The sequence below is a fragment of the Arthrobacter sp. NEB 688 genome (assembly GCF_013201035.1).
In the GTDB taxonomy this organism is placed as follows: domain Bacteria; phylum Actinomycetota; class Actinomycetes; order Actinomycetales; family Dermatophilaceae; genus Phycicoccus.
The window spans coordinates 1,623,627-1,642,985 of record NZ_CP053707.1; the positions used below are offsets into that span (position 1 = coordinate 1,623,627).

Annotated in this window: 23 protein-coding genes; 20 read left to right on the plus strand and 3 right to left on the minus strand. The window is 70.1% G+C overall.

Annotation, left to right across the window (positions count from 1 at the left end; translation table 11 throughout):
- Positions 1-101: 101 nt before the first annotated feature.
- The 7 genes from HL663_RS07680 to tuf all read left to right on the plus strand — a co-directional run bounded on the left by HL663_RS07680 (position 102) and on the right by tuf (position 9,551).
- A complete protein-coding gene (locus HL663_RS07680) occupies positions 102-3,989 on the plus strand; it encodes a DNA-directed RNA polymerase subunit beta' (protein WP_173027795.1) in 3,888 nt (1,295 codons plus the stop codon).
- A 91-nt stretch (positions 3,990-4,080) separates the two neighbouring features.
- A complete protein-coding gene (locus tag HL663_RS07685; RefSeq protein WP_173027796.1) occupies positions 4,081-4,305 on the plus strand; it encodes a hypothetical protein in 225 nt (74 codons plus the stop codon).
- Between the two features lie 34 nt (positions 4,306-4,339).
- Positions 4,340-4,873: a GNAT family N-acetyltransferase gene (locus HL663_RS07690; RefSeq protein ID WP_173027797.1), complete on the plus strand. Its 534-nt coding sequence runs from the start codon at positions 4,340-4,342 to the stop codon at positions 4,871-4,873.
- A gap of 297 nt (positions 4,874-5,170) precedes the next feature.
- A complete protein-coding gene (rpsL, locus tag HL663_RS07695; RefSeq protein WP_055815452.1) occupies positions 5,171-5,545 on the plus strand; it encodes a 30S ribosomal protein S12 in 375 nt (124 codons plus the stop codon).
- On the plus strand, positions 5,545-6,015 hold the full coding sequence (gene rpsG / locus HL663_RS07700) for a 30S ribosomal protein S7 (protein WP_030526822.1): 471 nt from the start codon (positions 5,545-5,547) through the stop codon (positions 6,013-6,015). The genes rpsL and rpsG overlap by 1 nt, the downstream gene beginning before the upstream one ends.
- Positions 6,016-6,119: 104 nt before the next feature.
- Positions 6,120-8,234, plus strand: coding sequence for an elongation factor G (fusA, locus tag HL663_RS07705; RefSeq protein ID WP_173027798.1), 2,115 nt, complete (start codon positions 6,120-6,122; stop codon positions 8,232-8,234).
- A 120-nt stretch (positions 8,235-8,354) separates the two neighbouring features.
- The gene (gene tuf / locus HL663_RS07710; RefSeq protein WP_173027799.1) at positions 8,355-9,551 is read left to right on the plus strand and encodes an elongation factor Tu; all 1,197 of its coding nucleotides are present in this window, start codon (positions 8,355-8,357) and stop codon (positions 9,549-9,551) included.
- A gap of 86 nt (positions 9,552-9,637) precedes the next feature.
- Here tuf and HL663_RS07715 read toward each other — a convergent pair whose 3' ends face one another.
- Positions 9,638-10,558, minus strand: a complete 921-nt coding sequence (locus tag HL663_RS07715; protein ID WP_173027800.1) for a LysR family transcriptional regulator — start codon at positions 10,556-10,558, stop codon at positions 9,638-9,640.
- Between the two features lie 74 nt (positions 10,559-10,632).
- Between HL663_RS07715 and HL663_RS07720 the strand changes: the two genes are divergently transcribed.
- Positions 10,633-11,565, plus strand: coding sequence for an EamA family transporter (locus HL663_RS07720; RefSeq protein WP_173027801.1), 933 nt, complete (start codon positions 10,633-10,635; stop codon positions 11,563-11,565).
- On the opposite strand, the gene HL663_RS07725 is transcribed toward HL663_RS07720, so the two are convergent.
- Positions 11,465-12,736, minus strand: a complete 1,272-nt coding sequence (locus HL663_RS07725) for an MFS transporter (RefSeq protein WP_173027802.1) — start codon at positions 12,734-12,736, stop codon at positions 11,465-11,467. The genes HL663_RS07720 and HL663_RS07725 overlap by 101 nt on opposite strands.
- Positions 12,733-13,257, minus strand: coding sequence for an ArsR/SmtB family transcription factor (locus HL663_RS07730; protein WP_173027803.1), 525 nt, complete (start codon positions 13,255-13,257; stop codon positions 12,733-12,735). The genes HL663_RS07725 and HL663_RS07730 overlap by 4 nt, the downstream gene beginning before the upstream one ends.
- Before the next feature lie 426 nt (positions 13,258-13,683).
- On the opposite strand from HL663_RS07730, the gene rpsJ reads away from it, so the two are divergent.
- The 12 genes from rpsJ to rplN all read left to right on the plus strand — a co-directional run bounded on the left by rpsJ (position 13,684) and on the right by rplN (position 19,359).
- Positions 13,684-13,992, plus strand: coding sequence for a 30S ribosomal protein S10 (gene rpsJ / locus HL663_RS07735; RefSeq protein ID WP_012867945.1), 309 nt, complete (start codon positions 13,684-13,686; stop codon positions 13,990-13,992).
- Between the two features lie 8 nt (positions 13,993-14,000).
- Positions 14,001-14,654, plus strand: a complete 654-nt coding sequence (gene rplC / locus HL663_RS07740) for a 50S ribosomal protein L3 (RefSeq protein ID WP_173027804.1) — start codon at positions 14,001-14,003, stop codon at positions 14,652-14,654.
- A 1-nt stretch (position 14,655) separates the two neighbouring features.
- Positions 14,656-15,324, plus strand: coding sequence for a 50S ribosomal protein L4 (gene rplD / locus HL663_RS07745; RefSeq protein ID WP_173027805.1), 669 nt, complete (start codon positions 14,656-14,658; stop codon positions 15,322-15,324).
- Positions 15,321-15,620 carry a 50S ribosomal protein L23 gene (gene rplW / locus HL663_RS07750; RefSeq protein ID WP_030526831.1) on the plus strand — a complete coding sequence of 100 codons (300 nt, stop codon included), beginning with the start codon at positions 15,321-15,323 and terminating at the stop codon, positions 15,618-15,620. The genes rplD and rplW overlap by 4 nt, the downstream gene beginning before the upstream one ends.
- A gap of 19 nt (positions 15,621-15,639) precedes the next feature.
- Complete coding sequence (gene rplB, locus HL663_RS07755) at positions 15,640-16,476, plus strand: 50S ribosomal protein L2 (protein WP_173027806.1); 837 nt, start codon at positions 15,640-15,642, stop codon at positions 16,474-16,476.
- A 15-nt stretch (positions 16,477-16,491) separates the two neighbouring features.
- Positions 16,492-16,773 (plus strand): 30S ribosomal protein S19, encoded by a 282-nt coding sequence (gene rpsS / locus HL663_RS07760; RefSeq protein ID WP_030526833.1) that lies wholly within the window; start codon positions 16,492-16,494, stop codon positions 16,771-16,773.
- Positions 16,773-17,171: a 50S ribosomal protein L22 gene (gene rplV / locus HL663_RS07765; RefSeq protein WP_502709042.1), complete on the plus strand. Its 399-nt coding sequence runs from the start codon at positions 16,773-16,775 to the stop codon at positions 17,169-17,171. The genes rpsS and rplV overlap by 1 nt, the downstream gene beginning before the upstream one ends.
- Positions 17,171-17,968, plus strand: coding sequence for a 30S ribosomal protein S3 (gene rpsC / locus HL663_RS07770; protein ID WP_030526835.1), 798 nt, complete (start codon positions 17,171-17,173; stop codon positions 17,966-17,968). Before rplV ends, rpsC begins: the two co-directional genes overlap by 1 nt.
- 3 nt (positions 17,969-17,971) lie before the next feature.
- A complete protein-coding gene (gene rplP, locus HL663_RS07775) occupies positions 17,972-18,391 on the plus strand; it encodes a 50S ribosomal protein L16 (protein WP_030526836.1) in 420 nt (139 codons plus the stop codon).
- A complete protein-coding gene (gene rpmC, locus HL663_RS07780; RefSeq protein WP_030526837.1) occupies positions 18,391-18,627 on the plus strand; it encodes a 50S ribosomal protein L29 in 237 nt (78 codons plus the stop codon). The genes rplP and rpmC overlap by 1 nt, the downstream gene beginning before the upstream one ends.
- Positions 18,624-18,911 carry a 30S ribosomal protein S17 gene (rpsQ, locus tag HL663_RS07785; protein ID WP_173027807.1) on the plus strand — a complete coding sequence of 96 codons (288 nt, stop codon included), beginning with the start codon at positions 18,624-18,626 and terminating at the stop codon, positions 18,909-18,911. The genes rpmC and rpsQ overlap by 4 nt, the downstream gene beginning before the upstream one ends.
- Before the next feature lie 79 nt (positions 18,912-18,990).
- Positions 18,991-19,359 (plus strand): 50S ribosomal protein L14, encoded by a 369-nt coding sequence (gene rplN / locus HL663_RS07790; protein ID WP_030526839.1) that lies wholly within the window; start codon positions 18,991-18,993, stop codon positions 19,357-19,359.

The window sequence follows — 19,359 nt, forward strand, 5'->3', positions numbered from 1 at the left end:
CAGGTGACGGGCCGGGGCGCCCCGCGCGCCCCGGCCCACCACCCGCTCGACACACCACCTGACAGACCACGACTGACGTAAGAAACGAAAGAAGGAACCACGTGCTCGACGTCAACTTCTTCGACGAGCTCCGGATCGGCCTCGCCACCGCGGACTCCATCCGCGCCTGGAGCCACGGTGAGGTCAAGAAGCCCGAGACGATCAACTACCGCACCCTCAAGCCCGAGAAGGACGGCCTCTTCTGCGAGAAGATCTTCGGCCCGACCCGGGACTGGGAGTGCGCCTGCGGCAAGTACAAGCGGGTCCGCTTCAAGGGCATCATCTGCGAGCGCTGCGGCGTCGAGGTCACCCGCGCCGCCGTGCGTCGTGAGCGGATGGGCCACATCGAGCTCGCCGCCCCCGTCACCCACATCTGGTACTTCAAGGGTGTCCCGAGCCGCCTCGGCTACCTGCTCGACCTCGCCCCGAAGGACCTCGAGAAGGTCATCTACTTCGCGGCCTACATGATCACGAGCGTCGACGACGAGCAGCGGCACGCCGACCTGCCCTCGCTCGAGGCCCAGATCCAGGTCGAGAAGAAGGAGATCGAGAACCGCCGCGACGCCGACGTCGAGGGCCGCGCCAAGAAGCTCGAGGACGACATCGCCGCCCTCGAGGCCGAGGGTGCCAAGTCCGACGCCAAGCGCAAGGTCCGCGACTCCGCCGAGCGCGAGATGAACGCGATCCGCCGTCGCGCCGACCAGCAGGTCGAGCGCCTCGAGCAGGTCTGGGACCGCTTCAAGAACCTCAAGGTCCAGGACCTCGAGGGCGACGAGGTCCTCTACCGCGAGATGCGTGACCGCTTCGGTCTCTACTTCGAGGGCGGGATGGGCGCCGCGGCGATCCAGAAGCGCCTCGAGACCTTCGACCTCGACGCGGAGTCCGAGACGCTGCGCGAGATCATCGCGACCGGCAAGGGCCAGCGCAAGACCCGCGCCCTCAAGCGCCTCAAGGTGGTCTCGGCCTTCCAGACGACGACGAACCAGCCGGCCGGCATGGTCCTCGACGCGATCCCGGTCATCCCGCCGGACCTGCGCCCGATGGTGCAGCTCGACGGTGGCCGCTTCGCGACCTCGGACCTCAACGACCTGTACCGCCGCGTCATCAACCGCAACAACCGCCTCAAGCGGCTGCTCGACCTCGGTGCGCCCGAGATCATCGTCAACAACGAGAAGCGGATGCTCCAGGAGGCCGTCGACAGCCTGTTCGACAACGGCCGTCGCGGTCGCCCGGTCACGGGCCCCGGCAACCGTCCGCTCAAGTCGCTGTCCGACATGCTCAAGGGCAAGCAGGGTCGCTTCCGCCAGAACCTCCTCGGCAAGCGCGTCGACTACTCCGGCCGTTCGGTCATCGTCGTCGGCCCGCAGCTCAAGCTGCACCAGTGCGGCCTGCCGAAGCAGATGGCGCTCGAGCTGTTCAAGCCGTTCGTCATGAAGCGGCTCGTCGACCTCGACCACGCGCAGAACATCAAGTCCGCCAAGCGGATGGTCGAGCGCCAGCGTCCGGTCGTCTGGGACGTCCTCGAAGAGGTCATCACCGAGCACCCGGTGCTGCTCAACCGCGCACCCACGCTGCACCGCCTCGGCATCCAGGCCTTCGAGCCGCAGCTCGTCGAGGGCAAGGCCATCCAGATCCACCCGCTCGTCTGCACCGCGTTCAACGCGGACTTCGACGGTGACCAGATGGCCGTGCACGTGCCGCTGTCGGCGGAGGCGCAGGCCGAGGCCCGCATCCTCATGCTGTCCTCGAACAACATCCTCAAGCCGGCCGACGGCCGCCCCGTGACCATGCCCACCCAGGACATGATCATCGGTCTCTACCACCTCACCTCGGCGGTCGAGAACGGTAAGGGCGAGGGGCGCGTCTTCGCGACGCCCTCCGAGGCGCGGATGGCCTTCGACGCGGGTCAGATCGAGCTCGGCTCGGTCGTCAAGATCCGCCTCGAGCACCTCGTGCCGACCCCGATGTCGACCCTCCCCGAGGGTGTCGAGGTCGACGCCGACGGCTTCGTCCAGACCCTGACGCTCGAGACGACCCTCGGTCGCGCGCTCTTCAACGAGACGCTCCCGGAGGACTACCCGTACGTCAACGACCAGGTCGACAAGAAGCGCCTGTCGACGATCGTCAACGACCTCGCCGAGCGGTACAGCAAGGTGCAGGTCGCGGCGAGCCTCGACGCGCTCAAGGAGTACGGCTTCCACTGGGCCACCCGGTCCGGCACCACGGTCGCCATCTCCGACGTCGTCACGCCCCCGCGCAAGCTCGAGATCCTCGACGGCTACGAGACCAAGGCCACGAAGGTCCAGACGCAGTACGAGCGCGGTCTGATCACCGACGACGAGCGTCGCCAGGAGCTCATCGAGATCTGGACGCAGGCCACGAACGAGGTCGCCAAGGAGATGGAGGCGAACATCCCGAAGGACAACACCATCTACAAGATGGTCTCCTCGGGTGCTCGCGGTAACTGGATGCAGCTGCGCCAGATCGCCGGTATGCGTGGCCTGGTGTCGAACCCGAAGGGCGACATCATCCCGCGACCGATCCGCGCGAACTTCCGCGAGGGCCTCACCGTGCTCGAGTTCTTCATCTCGACGCACGGCTCCCGCAAGGGTCTGGCCGACACGGCGCTGCGCACGGCGGACTCGGGCTACCTGACCCGTCGCCTCGTCGACGTCTCGCAGGACGTCATCATCCGCGAGGACGACTGCGGCACCGAGCGCGGCCTCAAGATGCCGATCGCGAGCACCGACGAGCGCACCGGCGCCCGCACGGTCCACGACGACGTCGAGACCTCGGTCTACGCCCGCTCGCTCGCCGAGGACGTCGTCCAGGACGGCGAGGTCCTCGCCGAGGCCGGCATCGACCTCGGGGACGTCGTCATCGGCGCGCTCTTCGCGGCCGGCGTCGACGCGGTCAAGGTCCGCTCGGTCCTCACCTGCGACTCCAAGGTCGGGACCTGCGCCAAGTGCTACGGCCGCTCGCTGGCCACCGGCAAGCTCGTCGACATCGGTGAGGCCGTCGGCATCATCGCGGCGCAGTCCATCGGTGAGCCCGGCACCCAGCTGACGATGCGCACCTTCCACACCGGTGGTGTGGCCGGTGACGACATCACGCAGGGTCTGCCGCGTGTCGTCGAGCTCTTCGAGGCCCGCACGCCCAAGGGTGTCTCGCCGATCGCCGAGGCCTCCGGCCGCGTGACGATCGAGGAGACCGACAAGGCGCGTCGCATCCTCCTCACGCCGGACGACGGCTCGGAGGAGCACGCCTACCCGGTGACCAAGCGGGCCCGCCTGCTCATCCAGGACGGCCAGCACGTCGAGGTCGGTGCGCAGCTGACGCAGGGGTCGATCGACCCCAAGCAGGTGCTGCGCATCCTCGGCCCGCGCAAGACGCAGGAGCACCTCGTCGACGAGGTGCAGAACGTCTACCGCCAGCAGGGTGTGTCGATCCACGACAAGCACATCGAGGTCATCGTCCGGCAGATGCTGCGCCGGATCACGATCATCGAGTCGGGCGACGCCGACCTGCTCCCGGGCATGCTCGCCGAGCGCGGGCGCTTCGAGGAGGAGAACCGTCGCGTCGTCGCCGAGGGCGGCAAGCCGGCCTCGGGTCGTCCCGAGCTCATGGGGATCACCAAGGCCTCGCTCGCGACCGAGTCGTGGCTGTCGGCGGCCTCCTTCCAGGAGACCACCCGCGTCCTCACCGAGGCCGCCATGGAGGGTCGTTCCGACTCCCTCCTCGGCCTCAAGGAGAACGTCATCCTCGGCAAGCTCATCCCGGCCGGCACGGGTCTGCCCCGCTACCGCAACATCGCGGTGGAGCCGACCGAGGAGGCCAAGGCGGCCATGTACTCGATGCCGAACTACGAGGACTACGCGTTCTCGTTCGGCCCCGGGTCGGGCGAGGCCGTGCGCCTCGACGACAGCGAGCTCGGTCTCGACCGGATCTGAGTCGCCGCACCGCCGACCGGGCGGGCACCACGGTGGGAGACCACCGGGGTGCCCGCCCGTCGGCGTGCCGGGGGTCGGGCAGGATGGGGGGATGACCCGGGCCCGCGTGATCCTCGTGCTCGCCGGGGCGGCGGTCGGGGCCTTCCTCGTCACCGTCGCGCCGGCCGCCGTGCGGTGGCTGCTCGCGGTGGCCACCCCGGGGGCCGACGCCCGCCGCGAGGCGCTGCCGGGCTGGGCGCCCGCCGCCGCGCTCCTGCTGTGCGCCGCCGTCGTCGCGGCGCTCGTGCTGCGCCGCCGCCGGGGCCGGTCGGGCTGACCGGAGCCCGGCCGCGATACGGGAGGATGGGGCCATGCGCCGCGACCTCGTCATCCGTCCCGAGCGTCCCGAGGACCTCGCCGCCGTCCGGGACCTCGTCCTCGCCGCCTTCGCGAGCACCGAGTACTCCGACGGCCGCGCCGAGGTGGCGGTCGTCGACGGCCTGCGCGCCGACGGCGACGTGCTGCCCGCGCTCACCTTCGTCGCCGAGCTGGACGCCGAGGTCGTGGGCTCGGTGACCTGCAGCCGGGCGAGCATGGGGGAGGGGCGCTCGGTCGGCCTCGGACCGCTCGCGGTGCGGCCCGACCACATGGCCCAGGGCATCGGGTCGGCCCTCGTCGCGTCGGTGGTCGCGACCGCGGAGCAGCTCGCCGAGCCCTCGGTCGTCCTCCTCGGCGACCCCGGGTTCTACGGCGCCTTCGGCTTCGAGACCGCGGCCGAGCACGGGGTGGGCTCGCCCGGTCCGTGGGAGGACCGCTTCTTCCAGCTGCTGCGCCTGCGCCCCTGGCGCCCCGAGCTCGCCGGGCCCTTCCGCTACGCCCCGGCCTTCGAGCGGGCGCAGGGCTGAGCCGGGGCGCCGGCAACCGATTTGGGCGGCCACGCGCGGCCCGGTATCCTTGGCTGTTGTGTCTGGCTAGGACCAGATCCAGGAGCCGGGACCGACACCGCGAGGTGACGGGAACGGCCTCGCCCACCTCCTGCCGGGCGCCCCACCACACCACATCCCCCCGGGGAATGGCGCATGGGGAGTGCAGGGAGGAGCAGCCGGTGCGACACACCCGAACGCGGGGGTCGAGCACCGGCCATGACAAGGAGTGACGGCGCCACCGCCGTCGCTTGACCAGACCAGACCGAAGGACTCAGGTTGCCTACCATCAACCAGCTGGTGCGCAAGGGCCGGCAGGACAAGGCCGTCAAGGCCAAGACCCCTGCCCTCAAGGGCTCCCCGCAGCGCCGCGGCGTGTGCACGCGTGTGTACACGACCACCCCCAAGAAGCCGAACTCCGCCCTGCGCAAGGTCGCCCGCGTGCGCCTGACCAGCGGCATCGAGGTCACCGCCTACATCCCCGGTGTCGGCCACAACCTCCAGGAGCACTCCATGGTGCTCGTCCGCGGCGGTCGCGTGAAGGACCTCCCCGGCGTGCGCTACAAGATCATCCGCGGTGCGCTCGACACCCAGGGCGTCAAGAACCGCCAGCAGGCTCGCAGCCGCTACGGCGCGAAGAAGGTGAAGGGCTGATGCCTCGCAAGGGACCCGCTCCGAAGCGGCCGCTCGTCATCGACCCGGTCCACCAGTCCCCGCTGGTGACCTCGCTGGTCAACAAGGTCCTCCTGGACGGCAAGAAGTCCACCGCCGAGCGCATCGTCTACGGCGCGCTCGAGGGCTGCCGCGAGAAGACCGGCACCGACCCGGTGCAGACGCTCAAGCGCGCGCTCGACAACATCAAGCCGACCCTCGAGGTCAAGTCCCGCCGCGTCGGCGGTGCGACCTACCAGGTCCCGATCGAGGTCAAGCCGAACCGTGCGACGACCCTGTCGCTGCGCTGGCTCGTCGGCTACTCCCGTCAGCGTCGTGAGAAGACGATGACCGAGCGCCTCATGAACGAGATCCTCGACGCCTCCAACGGCCTGGGTGCCGCGGTGAAGCGTCGCGAGGACACGCACAAGATGGCCGAGTCGAACAAGGCCTTCGCGCACTACCGCTGGTGACCCCGTCCGGGGAGCCGCGCCGCCCCGCGGCCGGCTCCCCGGGCCACCGGTGCACGACCGCACCACCCCGCACCACCCGAAGCGACGAGACGAGAGCACTGAACGTGGCACAGGACGTCCTGACGGACCTCAACAAGGTCCGCAACATCGGCATCATGGCGCACATCGACGCCGGCAAGACGACGGCGACCGAGCGCATCCTCTTCTACACCGGTGTCAACCGGAAGATGGGTGAGACGCACGACGGCGCCTCCACCACCGACTGGATGGAGCAGGAGAAGGAGCGGGGGATCACCATCACCTCCGCCGCCGTCACCTCCTTCTGGGAGGGGTCGCAGATCAACATCATCGACACCCCCGGTCACGTCGACTTCACGGTCGAGGTCGAGCGCTCCCTGCGCGTCCTCGACGGCGCCGTCGCCGTCTTCGACGGCAAGGAGGGCGTGGAGCCCCAGTCCGAGACGGTCTGGCGCCAGGCCGACAAGTACAACGTCCCCCGCATCTGCTTCGTCAACAAGATGGACAAGCTCGGCGCGGACTTCTACTTCACCGTCGACACCATCAAGGACCGCCTCGGCGCGGAGCCCCTCGTGCTCCAGCTGCCGATCGGCGCCGAGAACGACTTCGTCGGTGTCGTCGACCTCATCTTCAAGCGCGCTCTCGTGTGGGAGGGCGACGCCAAGGGCGACGTCACCATGGGCGCCAAGTACGAGATCCAGGACATCCCGGCCGACCTCGTCGAGCGCGTGGAGGAGTACCGCCACCACCTCATCGAGCGCGTCGCCGAGTCCGACGACGCCCTCATGGAGAAGTACCTCGAGGGTGGCGAGCTCACGCCCGAGGAGCTCAAGGCCGGCATCCGCAAGATGACGATCTCCTCCGAGGTCTACCCCGTCCTGTGCGGCTCCGCGTTCAAGAACCGCGGCGTCCAGCCGATGCTCGACGCGGTCGTCGACTACCTCCCCTCGCCGCTCGACGTGCCGGCGATGGAGGGTCACGCCCCGGGCAACGAGGAGGAGAAGGTCGAGCGCAAGCCCAGCAAGGACGAGCCGTTCTCCGCGCTCGCCTTCAAGGTCGCCTCGCACCCGTTCTTCGGCACGCTGACCTTCATCCGCGTCTACTCCGGCCACATCTCCGCCGGCACCCAGGTGCTCAACAGCACCAAGGTCAAGAAGGAGCGCATCGGGAAGCTCTTCCAGATGCACGCCAACAAGGAGAACCCGGTCGAGGACGCGATGGCCGGCCACATCTACGCCGCCATCGGCCTGAAGACCACGACCACCGGTGACACGCTCTGCGACATCGACAAGCCGGTCGTGCTCGAGTCGATGACCTTCCCCGAGCCCGTCATCCAGGTTGCCATCGAGCCCAAGACCAAGGGTGACCAGGAGAAGCTCGGCACCGCGATCCAGAAGCTGGCCGAGGAGGACCCGACCTTCCAGGTGCACCTCGACGAGGACACCGGCCAGACGATCATCGCCGGCATGGGCGAGCTCCACCTCGACATCCTCGTCGACCGCATGCGGCGCGAGTTCAAGGTCGAGGCGAACGTCGGCAAGCCGCAGGTCGCCTACCGCGAGACCATCAAGCGGACCCTCGAGCGCTACGACTACACCCACAAGAAGCAGACGGGTGGCTCGGGCCAGTTCGCGAAGGTCCAGATCGCGCTGGAGCCCCTGGACACCGCCGACGGCGAGCTCTACGAGTTCTCCAACAAGGTGACCGGTGGTCGCATCCCGCGCGAGTACATCCCGTCGGTCGACGCCGGCATCCAGGACGCCATGCAGTACGGCGTGCTCGCCGGCTACCCGCTGGTCGGCATCAAGGCGACGCTCCTCGACGGTGCGTACCACGACGTCGACTCCTCGGAGATGGCGTTCAAGATCGCCGGCTCGATGGCGCTCAAGGAGGCCGTCCGCAAGTGCGAGCCGGTCCTCCTCGAGCCGATGATGGCCGTCGAGGTCCGCACCCCCGAGGACTACATGGGTGAGGTCATCGGCGACATCAACTCGCGGCGTGGCCACATCCAGGCCATGGAGGACATCTCCGGCGCCAAGGTCGTCCGCGGCCTGGTCCCGCTGTCGGAGATGTTCGGGTACGTCGGCGACCTGCGGTCCAAGACCCAGGGTCGGGCGAACTACTCGATGGAGTTCGACTCCTACGCCGAGGTCCCCAAGTCGGTGGCCGAGGAGATCATCAAGAAGACCCGGGGCGAGTGACCGCTACAGTGGTCGCTGATCTCGCCTGAGAGAAGCACTTCCAACCAACCCCCAGACGACGCCACGTCCTGCCCGGTCGTAACGGCGTTACCGAGAAATCAGTCCTGAGGAGGACATCAAGTGGCGAAGGCAAAGTTCGAGCGGACCAAGCCGCACGTCAACATCGGCACCATCGGTCACATCGACCACGGTAAGACGACGCTGACTGCTGCGATCTCCAAGGTCCTGCACGACAAGTACCCGGACCTGAACCCCCAGTTCGCGTTCGACGACATCGACAAGGCGCCCGAGGAGAAGCAGCGCGGTATCACGATCTCCATCGCGCACATCGAGTACCAGACCGAGGGCCGTCACTACGCCCACGTCGACTGCCCGGGCCACGCCGACTACGTGAAGAACATGATCACGGGTGCGGCGCAGATGGACGGCGCGATCCTCGTCGTCGCCGCCACCGACGGTCCGATGCCGCAGACGAAGGAGCACGTCCTCCTGGCCCGCCAGGTCGGCGTCCCCTACGTCGTCGTGGCGCTCAACAAGGCCGACATGGTCGACGACGAGGAGATCCTCGAGCTCGTCGAGATGGAGGTCCGCGAGCTGCTGAGCTCCTACGAGTTCCCCGGTGACGACCTCCCCGTCGTCAAGGTCTCGGCGCTCAAGGCGCTCGAGGGCGACGCCGAGTGGGGCCAGACGGTCCTCGAGCTCATGGACGCCGTGGACAACTACATCCCGGAGCCGGAGCGCGACACCGACAAGCCGTTCCTCATGCCCGTCGAGGACGTCTTCACGATCACCGGTCGTGGCACCGTCGTCACCGGCCGCATCGAGCGCGGTGTCCTCAAGGTCAACGAGGAGGTCGAGATCGTCGGCATCCACACCGGCCCGGCCACCAAGACCACGGCCACCGGCATCGAGATGTTCCGCAAGCTCCTCGACGAGGGTCGTGCGGGCGAGAACGTCGGGCTGCTCCTGCGCGGCATCAAGCGCGAGGACGTCGAGCGCGGCCAGGTCGTCGTCAAGCCGGGGTCGATCACCCCGCACACCGGCTTCGACGCCAACGTCTACATCCTGTCCAAGGACGAGGGTGGCCGTCACACCCCGTTCTACGACAACTACCGCCCGCAGTTCTACTTCCGGACCACGGACGTCACCGGTGTCGTGACGCTGCCGGAGGGCACCGAGATGGTCATGCCCGGTGACAACACCGAGATGGCCGTCGAGCTCATCCAGCCCATCGCCATGGAGGAGGGCCTCAAGTTCGCCATCCGCGAGGGAGGCCGCACCGTCGGCGCCGGCCGGGTCACCAAGATCACCAAGTGACCTGACGCCGGTCACCGACCGGCAGCTCGTCGAAGGGCCCGCATCCCCCCGGGGGTGCGGGCCCTTCGACGTGCCCGGGCCGGCGCTCAGGGCACGGGGAAGAGCCGCCGGCCGGCGACGTCGGCGAGGGCCTCGCGGACCCGGGCGATGGCGGGGGAGGGGGCCATCGTGCGTCGCCAGGTCATCATGACGCGGCGGGTCGGCACGGGGTCGGTCAGCGGGACCGCGACGACGGAGGGCGGCAGCTCCTCGCGCCCGAGCCGGGGGACGAGGCTGACGCAGACCCCCTCGGCGACGAGGCCCACGTGCGAGGCGAACTCCCACGACCAGTGCCGGATGCGCGGGCGGGTCCCGTGCAGGTCGAACATGTGGGTCAGCCACCCGTGGCACACCGACCCCTCGGGGGCGCAGACCCAGTCGTCGTCGACGAGGTCGAGCGCGGTGGCGCTGCGCGCCCCGGCGAGCGGGTGGTCGCGGTGCACGAGCACGTCGGCGGTGTCGACCCCGAGGCCGACGACCTCGACGTGCTCGGGGAAGGGCAGGGGCAGGTCGCCCCAGTTGTGGACCAGGGCCGCGTCGGCGCCGCCGGCGGCGACGAGGGCGATGGCCTCGTGCGGGTCGCGCTCGACGAGGGTGACGGTCAGGCCCGGCTCGTCGGTGGCGAGGGCGCGCAGGGCCGGGGCGAGCAGGCCGCGCACGGCGGTCGAGAACGCGACGAGCCGGACGCTGCCGACGACGGGGCCGCCCGTGACCCGCCCGAGCCCGGACTCGAGGCGCTCGAGCCGGGCGAGGATGTCGCCGCCCTCGTCGACGAGGTGGCGCCCGAGCTCGGTGAGCATCACCCCGCGGCCGACCCGCTCGAGGACCGGCCCACCGACCCGGCGCTCCAGCCGCTTGACCTGCTGCGAGACCGCCGAGGGCGTGTACCCCAGCTCGGTGGCGGCGCCGCCGACCGAGCCGGTGCGCCGGACGGCGGCGAGGGTCGCGAGGTGCTCGAGCTCGATCATGTAGCGACGCTACACGGAATCATGGCCGATCCTGCGCTGGTGCTGAACGGTCTTCGACGGCGAGGATGGTCCCCATGCCCCTGCGCGACACCCTCTCCGCCCTCCTCGTCATGGTCGTCTGGGGGATGAACTTCGTCGTCATCGAGCGTGGGCTCGACGGGGTGCCGCCGCTGCTCTTCGTCGCGCTGCGCTTCGCCGTCGTCCTGCTCGCCCTCCCGTTCGTCGCCCGGCCGGCCGCGCCCCTGCGCCGGGTCCTCGCCGTCGGGGCGTGCATGAGCCTCGGGCAGTTCGGGCTCCTCTACACGGCCCTGGCCCTCGGGATGCCGCCCGGCCTGGCCTCGCTCGTGCTCCAGGCCCAGGCCGTCCTCACCGTCGGGCTCGCCGCCCTCGTCCTCGGGGAGCGCCCGCTGCGGGTGCAGCTGGCCGGCGTGGGCCTCGGGGCCGTGGGGCTCGGTGTCGTCGCCCTCGGTCGCGGGGGCAGCGTCCCGGCGGTGGCCCTCGTCGTCTGCGTGCTCGCGGCGCTGTCGTGGGCCACCGGCAACGTGCTCGTCCGCCGGCTCGGGGTGCCCGGCGGCCTCGGCCTCACCGTGTGGTCGGCGCTCGTCGTGCCGGTGCCGGCCCTCGGGCTGAGCCTCCTGCTCGACGGCCCGGCGGTCGTCGGCGACGCCCTGGCCCACCTCTCGCTCGTCACCTGGCTCTCGACCGCGTACACCGCGGTGCTCGCGAGCCTCGTCGGCTACGGCATCTGGAACCGGCTGCTCGAGCGCCATCCGGCCTCGGACGTCGCGCCCTTCACGCTCCTCGTCCCGCCGATCGGCATCGTCACCGCCTGGCTCGCCGACGGCGAGGTCCCGACCCTGCTCGTCGTGCTGGGCGGCGTGCTGCTCGTCCTCGGCGTCGGCCTGGTCACCCTGGGGCCGCGGTGGCGGGGTCGGCCGCGGTCCGGGGTGACGGCGCTCGGGGCAGCCGGCGCACGGAGCGCGACAGCAGCACGAGCAGCGCGATGACGACATAGGCGACACCGCTCCACAGCACGACCGGCCCGACGCCGAAGCGGTCCCCCAGCGGGCCGTACACCAGCTGCCCGACCGGCATCGCCACGAGCGACCCGAGGGCGTCGTAGGAGTAGGCGCGCGAGAGCTGGGCCTCCGGGACGTTCTCCTGCACGGCGAGGTTCCACCCCATCCCGAAGACCTCGAGGCCGACGCCGGCCACGCAGGTCAGGACGAGCAGGGGTAGCACCCGGGCGTCGAGGCCGAGCGCGATCATGGGGAGCCCGAGCAGGGCGACGGCGGGCAGGCCGACGAGCAGCGGCCGGGGCATCCGGACCCGCAGGAGGGCCACGGTGCCGAGGAGCGCACCGGCGGCCTCCGCGGAGAGCGCCCAGCCCCAGGCCTGGCGACCGATGGTGTCCTCCGCGAGGGCGGGGCCGAGGGTCAGCCACGCACCGCCGCCGATGGCGTTGAGGACGCCGAAGGCCGCGACGACGACCCACAGCCAGGTGGTGCGCCGGAACAGCCGCCACCCCTCGCGCAGCTCGACGAGCGTCGACGCCCGCGGCCCGGCGCGCTCGGCGGGCGCCCGTCGTGGAGCGGACCGGCGCACGGGCAGGAGCAGCACGGCGGCGACGAACCAGGCCGCGGCGTCGGCGAGCACCGCCCACCCGGAGCCGACGGTGACCACGAGGAGGGTGCCGAGGCTCGGGCCGGCGACCGCGGTGAGACCCCGGGTCATGCTCACGAGGGCGTTGGCCCGCTGGAGCTCGTCCGCGGGGACGAGGGTCGGCACCATCCCCGCCATCGCCGGCCACCCCACCCCCGTGGCGGCCCCCTGCAGCGCCTGGAGGACGACCACCGCCCAGAGCGGGGCGTGGCCGGTGAGGAGGAGGGCGGCGGTGGCCGCCTGGAGCAGGCCGCTGGAGAGGTTGGAGGCCTGCAGGACCAGGGAGCGGGGGAGCCGGTCGGCCAGCACCCCGCCGAACAGGAGGAGGGCGACCATCGGGAGCGTGCGCGCCGCGAGCACCTGCCCGAGGGCGGTGGTCGACCCCCCGAGGTCGAGGACCGCGAAGGCCAGCGCCACGGTGGCGGCCGTGGTGCCGAGCAGGTTGACGCCGCGGGAGGCGAGGTACCAGGCGAAGGCCGGGTGCCGCAGGGGGCCCGCCGAGGGGAGGAGGCTCACCGTGGGTCCATCGCGAAGGCGAACAGCGAGAGGTTGACGAGCGTCGTGCCCTCGCTGCGCGGCGCCCGCGCGCCGTCGTGCACGAGGGTGGCGGCCTCGAGCAGGAGCTCGCGGGCGCGCAGCCAGGTCTCCTCCTCGACCCACAGCTCGGCATCCGTGACGAGCCCCGGCAGGTCGCGCCGCCGGTCGCGGTAGCGGCGCTGCACCTCCTGGGCGGCGGCCCGCACGACGAGCTCGGCCGCACCCGGGTCGACCTCACCACCGGTCGTTGAGCCGGGGCGGTCCTCCTCGCGCCACGGGTGGCGGTAGCGCACCGCGCGCCCGCCGCGGATGCTCTCCTCGCCCGCGACGACGAGCTCGCCGGCGTCGCGCAGGAGGCGCAGGTGGTAGGAGGCGTTGGCGTGCGTGAGCCCCAGCTCCCGGGCGACGTCCGCCGCCGTGAGGGCGCTGCCGGTGAGCAGCGACAGGATGCGCAGCCGGGTGGGGTGGGCGAGGGCCCGCAGGTGGCCGGGATCGGTCATCACTACCTCCAAAGGGTTCTTGGGGAGTGTGACGCCGCTGGTCCGCCTGTGTCAAACAGTTCTTGGGGGGTGCTCGACGCGCCGCGCCCGTGGACGTTCCGGGGGAGGGGCGCCCGACGGTGTAGCGCCCGATTTGGTCGGGGCCCGGGGGCTCTGGCAGACTAGCGGGGTTGCTTGGCGTGCGTCCGCGTCCCAGACCGGGACAGGATGCCCACCGCGACGAGGTACTGAACCGCCGGACGGCGGGGCGGCTCGTCGGCGAAGAGCCAGGCCCGGTTCCACCGGACAGCCAGACCCACGGACGAGCTGCGAGAGATCGCACACGCCCGGACTGCGGAAACAGGGCGACACGCCCGACCGCGGGGGTCGGAAGTCCACGGGCCGGCACTTTGACAGATGGACGGCGAGAGAGAGACGGAACAACAGATGGCGGGACAGAAGATCCGCATCCGGTTGAAGTCGTATGACCACGAGGTCATCGACAGCTCGGCGCGCAAGATCGTCGACACCGTGACCCGCGCGGGTGCGACCGTGGTTGGCCCCGTGCCGCTGCCGACGGAGAAGAACGTCTTCTGCGTCATCCGGTCGCCGCACAAGTACAAGGACAGCCGCGAGCACTTCGAGATGCGCACGCACAAGCGCCTCATCGACATCATCGACCCGACGCCCAAGGCCGTCGACTCGCTGATGCGTCTCGACCTCCCGGCTGACGTCAACATCGAGATCAAGCTCTGAGGCTCGCGATGACTACTGCCACGAAGACCCAGAAGGGTCTGCTGGGCACCAAGCTCGGCATGACCCAGGTGTGGGACGAGAACAACCGACTCGTGCCCGTCACCGTGATCCAGGCCGGCCCCAACGTCGTCACCCAGGTCCGTGCGGCCGGGGTCGACGGCTACGCGGCCGTCCAGCTCGGCTACGGCGCCATCGACCCCCGCAAGGTCACCAAGCCGCTGGCCGGCCACTTCGAGAAGGCCGGCGTCACGCCGCGCCGCTTCCTCATCGAGATCCGCACGGCCGACGCGGGCGAGTACTCGCTCGGCCAGGAGCTCGGCGCCGACACCTTCGAGTCCGGCTCCTCGGTCGACGTCTCCGCGACGACCAAGGGCAAGGGCTTCGCCGGTGTCATGAAGCGCCACGGCTTCCACGGTGTGAGCTCCTCCCACGGTGCGCACAAGAACCACCGCAAGCCCGGCTCGATCGGTGGCTGCGCCACCCCGGGTCGCGTGTTCAAGGGCATGCGCATGGCCGGCCGCATGGGCGGCGTGCGCCACACCACGCAGAACCTCACGATCCACGCCGTGGACGCCGACAAGGGCCTGCTGCTCGTCAAGGGCGCCGTCCCCGGTCCCCGCGGTGCGGTCGTCCTCGTCCGCTCGGCCGCGAAGGGGGCCTGACATGGCTACCACGACGCTCGACGTCACCCTCCCCACGGAGATCTTCGACGTCCAGACCAACGTCCCGCTCATCCACCAGGTCGTCGTCGCGCAGCTCGCGGCGGCCCGCCAGGGGACGCACGCGACGAAGACCCGCGGCGAGGTCCGCGGCGGTGGGCGCAAGCCGTACCGCCAGAAGGGCACCGGCCGCGCCCGTCAGGGCTCGACCCGCGCGCCGCAGTTCGCCGGCGGTGGCACCGTCCACGGCCCGCAGCCGCGTGACTACGCGCAGCGCACCCCCAAGAAGATGAAGGCCGCCGCCCTGCGCGGTGCCCTCTCCGACCGGGCGCGCCACGGCCGCATCCACGTGGTGGAGGCCATCGCCAACGGCGAGGCCCCCTCGACCAAGGCGGCGCGGACCCTGTTCGCCGGCCTGACCGAGCGCCCGAACCTGCTCGTCGTCCTCGACCGCAGCGACATCGTGTCGCTCAAGTCGGTGCGCAACCTCGCCGAGGTCCACGTGCTCGCGGTCGACCAGCTCAACACCTACGACGTGCTGTGCGCCGACGACGTCGTCTTCACCAAGGCCGCCTACGAGGCGTTCACCGGTGAGACCGTCGCCGCCGCCAAGCCCGCCAAGAAGGCCGCGGCCAAGAAGACCGCCGCGAAGGCCGAGGAGGAGCAGAAGTGAGCCAGGGCAAGAACCCCCGCGACATCCTGATCGCGCCGGTCGTGTCCGAGAAGTCGTACGGCCTCCTCGACGAGGGCAAGTACACCTTCCTCGTCGACCCGCGGTCGAACAAGACCGAGATCAAGATCGCCGTCGAGGAGATCTTCAAGGTCAAGGTCGACTCCGTGCACACGATGAACCGCCAGGGCAAGTCCCGTCGCACGCGGTTCGGCACCGGCAAGCGCAAGGACACCAAGCGCGCGATCGTCACCCTCCGCGAGGGCTCGATCGACATCTTCGGCAGCGCCGGCGCCTGAGGAAGCTGAGGACTACACCATGGGTATCCGCAAGTACAAGCCGACGACGCCTGGGCGTCGCGGGTCGAGCGTGGCCGACTTCGTCGAGGTCACCCGCTCCACCCCCGAGAAGTCCCTCGTCCGTCCGCTGACCAAGAGCGGTGGTCGCAACAGCAACGGCCGCATCACCACGCGTCACATCGGTGGGGGCCACAAGCGCGCCTACCGCGTGATCGACTTCCGTCGCCACGACAAGGACGGCGTGCCGGCCAAGGTCGCGCACATCGAGTACGACCCCAACCGCACGGCGCGCATCGCGCTCCTGCACTACGCGGACGGCGAGAAGCGCTACATCCTGGCGCCCAAGGGCCTCGAGCAGGGCGCGACGATCGAGAACGGTCCGGCCGCCGACATCAAGCCCGGCAACACGCTGCCGCTGCGCAACATCCCGACCGGTACGGTCATCCACGCCGTCGAGCTCAAGCCCGGTGGCGGTGCGAAGATCGCCCGCTCGGCCGGTGTCCGCGTGCAGCTCGTCGCCAAGGACGGCCCCTACGCGCAGCTGCGCATGCCGTCCGGTGAGATCCGCAACGTCGACGTGCGCTGCCGCGCCACCGTCGGCGAGGTCGGCAACGCCGAGCAGTCGAACATCAACTGGGGCAAGGCCGGCCGCATGCGCTGGAAGGGCAAGCGCCCGACCGTCCGTGGTGTCGTCATGAACCCGGTCGACCACCCCCACGGTGGTGGTGAGGGTCGCACCTCCGGTGGTCGCCACCCGGTGAGCCCCTGGGGTCAGCCCGAGGGCCGCACCCGCCGCCCCGGCAAGCCCAGCGACAAGCTCATCGTGCGTCGCCGTCGTACTGGCAAGAAGCGCTGATAAGGAGCCTTTGGAATGCCTCGTAGCCTGAAGAAGGGCCCCTTCATCGACGACCACCTGCAGAAGAAGGTGGATGTCCAGAACGAAGCGGGCACCAAGAACGTCATCAAGACCTGGTCGCGCCGTTCGGTCATCAGCCCGGACATGCTCGGCCACACCTTCGCCGTCCACGACGGCCGCAAGCACGCCCCGGTGTTCGTCACCGAGGCGATGGTCGGCCACAAGCTCGGCGAGTTCGCACCGACCCGCACCTTCAAGGGTCACGTGAAGGACGACAAGAAGGGGCGTCGTCGCTGATGGCCACCGACAACACCACGCTGGAGTCGCGGGCCGTCGCCCGCCACACCCGGATCACGCCGATGAAGGCGCGCCGCGTCGTCGACCTCATCCGCGGCAAGGCCGCCCCCGAGGCCGTGTCGGTCCTGCGCTTCGCCCCCCAGGCGGCGAGCGAGCAGGTCCTCAAGGTCCTCGAGTCCGCGATCGCCAACGCCCGTGTCCGCGCCGACAAGACGGCCGAGCGGTTCGACGAGCGCGAGCTCGTCGTCTCGGCGGCCTTCGTCGACGAGGGCCCGACCATGAAGCGTTTCCGCCCGCGCGCCCAGGGCCGCGCCGGCCGCATCAACAAGCGCACGAGCCACATCACGGTGGTCGTCGCTCCCAAGCCCGCCAAGACCACGAACGGAGGCACCCGCTGATGGGTCAGAAGGTCAACCCGCACGGCTTCCGTCTCGGGATCACCACGGAGCACAAGAGCCGTTGGTTCGCCGACTCCACCAAGGAGGGTCAGCGCTACCGCGACTACGTCAAGGAGGACGTGGCGATCCGCAAGCTCATGTCCACGGGCATGGACCGCGCCGGTATCGCCCGTGTCGACATCGAGCGCACGCGTGACCGCGTCCGCGTCGACATCCACACCGCCCGCCCGGGCATCGTCATCGGCCGCCGCGGCGCCGAGGCCGACCGCATCCGCGGCGAGCTCGAGAAGCTCACGGGCAAGCAGGTGCAGCTGAACATCCTCGAGGTCAAGAACCCCGAGCAGGAGGCCCAGCTCGTCGCGCAGGGCATCGCCGAGCAGCTGTCCGCCCGTGTCTCGTTCCGTCGCGCCATGCGCAAGGGCATGCAGTCGGCCACCCGCGCCGGCGCGAAGGGCATCCGCGTGCAGGTCTCCGGTCGCCTCGGCGGCGCGGAGATGAGCCGCACCGAGTTCTACCGCGAGGGTCGCGTGCCGCTGCACACCCTTCGTGCGCAGATCGACTACGGCCTGTACGAGGCCAAGACCACGTTCGGGCGCATCGGCGTCAAGGTGTGGATCTACAAGGGCGACATGACCGCTCGCGAGCTCGCGGCCCAGCAGGCCACGGCTCCGCGCCAGGGTCGCGGCCCGCGTCGTGACGGCGCCGACCGTCCGGCCCGCGCCCGTCGCACCGAGGCCCCCGCCGCCCAGGCCCAGCAGGAGCAGGCCCCGGCCGCTCCGAGCACCGAGGAGTCCTGACCCATGTTGATTCCCCGTCGAGTCAAGCACCGCAAGCAGCACCACCCGGGTCGCTCGGGTATGGCCAAGGGCGGTACGACCATCGCGTTCGGTGACTACGGCATCCAGGCCCTCGAGCCCGCCTACGTCACCAACCGCCAGATCGAGTCCGCGCGTATCGCGATGACCCGGTACATCAAGCGTGGTGGAAAGGTCTGGATCAACATCTACCCGGACCGCCCGCTGACCAAGAAGCCGGCCGAGACCCGCATGGGCTCCGGCAAGGGGTCCCCCGAGTGGTGGATCGCCAACGTCAAGCCGGGTCGGATCATGTTCGAGCTCTCCGGTGTCCCGGAGGACGTCGCGCGCGAGGCCCTGCGTCTCGCGATGCACAAGCTGCCGATGAAGTGCCGCTTCGTCCGGCGTGAGGGTGGTGACTTCTGATGGCAGTCGGTTCCAAGGACCTGAGCCCCAAGGAGATGCGGGGCTTCGACGACGAGCGTCTCGTCGACGAGCTGCGCAAGGCCAAGGAGGAGCTGTTCAACCTCCGCTTCCAGTCCGCCACCGGGCAGCTGGACAACCACGGCCGGCTGCGTGCCGTCCGCAAGGACATCGCCCGGATCTACACCGAGATGCGTGAGCGCGAGCTCGGCATCGGCGTGAAGGGTGAGGCCAAGTGAGCGAGAAGAAGGACGAGACCGTGACCACCGTCAGCCGCAACGACCGCAAGACCCGCCAGGGCTACGTGGTGAGCGACAAGATGGACAAGACCGTCGTCGTCGAGGTCGAGGACCGCGTCAAGCACGCGCTCTACGGCAAGGTCCTGCGCCGCTCGAGCAAGGTCAAGGCCCACGACGAGGCCAACGCCGCCGGCATCGGCGACCGCGTCCTCATCATGGAGACCCGGCCGCTGTCCGCGACGAAGCGCTGGCGCGTCGTCGAGATCCTCGAGAAGGCCAAGTAAGCCTCTGCCGCAAGGCAATCCAGTCAGTTCGGCCAGGCTCGCCCCGGCGAGAACCAGCACGACGAGTAGGAGTTAGACAGTGATCCAGCAGGAGTCGCGACTGCGTGTCGCCGACAACACCGGTGCGAAGGAGATCCTCTGCATCCGTGTTCTCGGTGGTTCCGGTCGCCGGTACGCCGGCATCGGCGACACCATCGTCGCCACCGTCAAGGACGCGATCCCGGGCGGCAACGTGAAGAAGGGCGACGTCGTCAAGGCCGTCATCGTCCGGACGCGCAAGGAGCGCCGTCGTCCCGACGGTTCCTACATCCGCTTCGACGAGAACGCCGCGGTCATCCTCCGCAACGACGGTGACCCCCGTGGCACGCGCATCTTCGGCCCGGTCGGGCGCGAGCTGCGCGAGAAGAAGTTCATGAAGATCATCAGCCTGGCGCCGGAGGTGCTCTGA

What these genes read in the sequence shown, in the direction of transcription:
- HL663_RS07685 (WP_173027796.1), top strand. Translation starts at nt 4,081, where the DNA reads ATGACCCGGGCCCGCGTGATCCTCGTGCTCGCCGGGGCGGCGGTCGGG.
- rpsC (WP_030526835.1), top strand. Translation starts at nt 17,171, where the DNA reads ATGGGTCAGAAGGTCAACCCGCACGGCTTCCGTCTCGGGATCACCACG.
- rpmC (WP_030526837.1), top strand. Translation starts at nt 18,391, where the DNA reads ATGGCAGTCGGTTCCAAGGACCTGAGCCCCAAGGAGATGCGGGGCTTC.
- rplC (WP_173027804.1), top strand. Translation starts at nt 14,001, where the DNA reads ATGACTACTGCCACGAAGACCCAGAAGGGTCTGCTGGGCACCAAGCTC.
- rplB (WP_173027806.1), top strand. Translation starts at nt 15,640, where the DNA reads ATGGGTATCCGCAAGTACAAGCCGACGACGCCTGGGCGTCGCGGGTCG.
- rpsS (WP_030526833.1), top strand. Translation starts at nt 16,492, where the DNA reads ATGCCTCGTAGCCTGAAGAAGGGCCCCTTCATCGACGACCACCTGCAG.
- rplV (WP_502709042.1), top strand. Translation starts at nt 16,773, where the DNA reads ATGGCCACCGACAACACCACGCTGGAGTCGCGGGCCGTCGCCCGCCAC.
- HL663_RS07730 (WP_173027803.1), bottom strand. Translation starts at nt 13,257, where the DNA reads ATGACCGATCCCGGCCACCTGCGGGCCCTCGCCCACCCCACCCGGCTG.
- HL663_RS07690 (WP_173027797.1), top strand. Translation starts at nt 4,340, where the DNA reads ATGCGCCGCGACCTCGTCATCCGTCCCGAGCGTCCCGAGGACCTCGCC.
- HL663_RS07715 (WP_173027800.1), bottom strand. Translation starts at nt 10,558, where the DNA reads ATGATCGAGCTCGAGCACCTCGCGACCCTCGCCGCCGTCCGGCGCACC.
- rpsJ (WP_012867945.1), top strand. Translation starts at nt 13,684, where the DNA reads ATGGCGGGACAGAAGATCCGCATCCGGTTGAAGTCGTATGACCACGAG.
- rpsG (WP_030526822.1), top strand. Translation starts at nt 5,545, where the DNA reads ATGCCTCGCAAGGGACCCGCTCCGAAGCGGCCGCTCGTCATCGACCCG.
- HL663_RS07720 (WP_173027801.1), top strand. Translation starts at nt 10,633, where the DNA reads ATGCCCCTGCGCGACACCCTCTCCGCCCTCCTCGTCATGGTCGTCTGG.
- rplD (WP_173027805.1), top strand. Translation starts at nt 14,656, where the DNA reads ATGGCTACCACGACGCTCGACGTCACCCTCCCCACGGAGATCTTCGAC.
- rplP (WP_030526836.1), top strand. Translation starts at nt 17,972, where the DNA reads ATGTTGATTCCCCGTCGAGTCAAGCACCGCAAGCAGCACCACCCGGGT.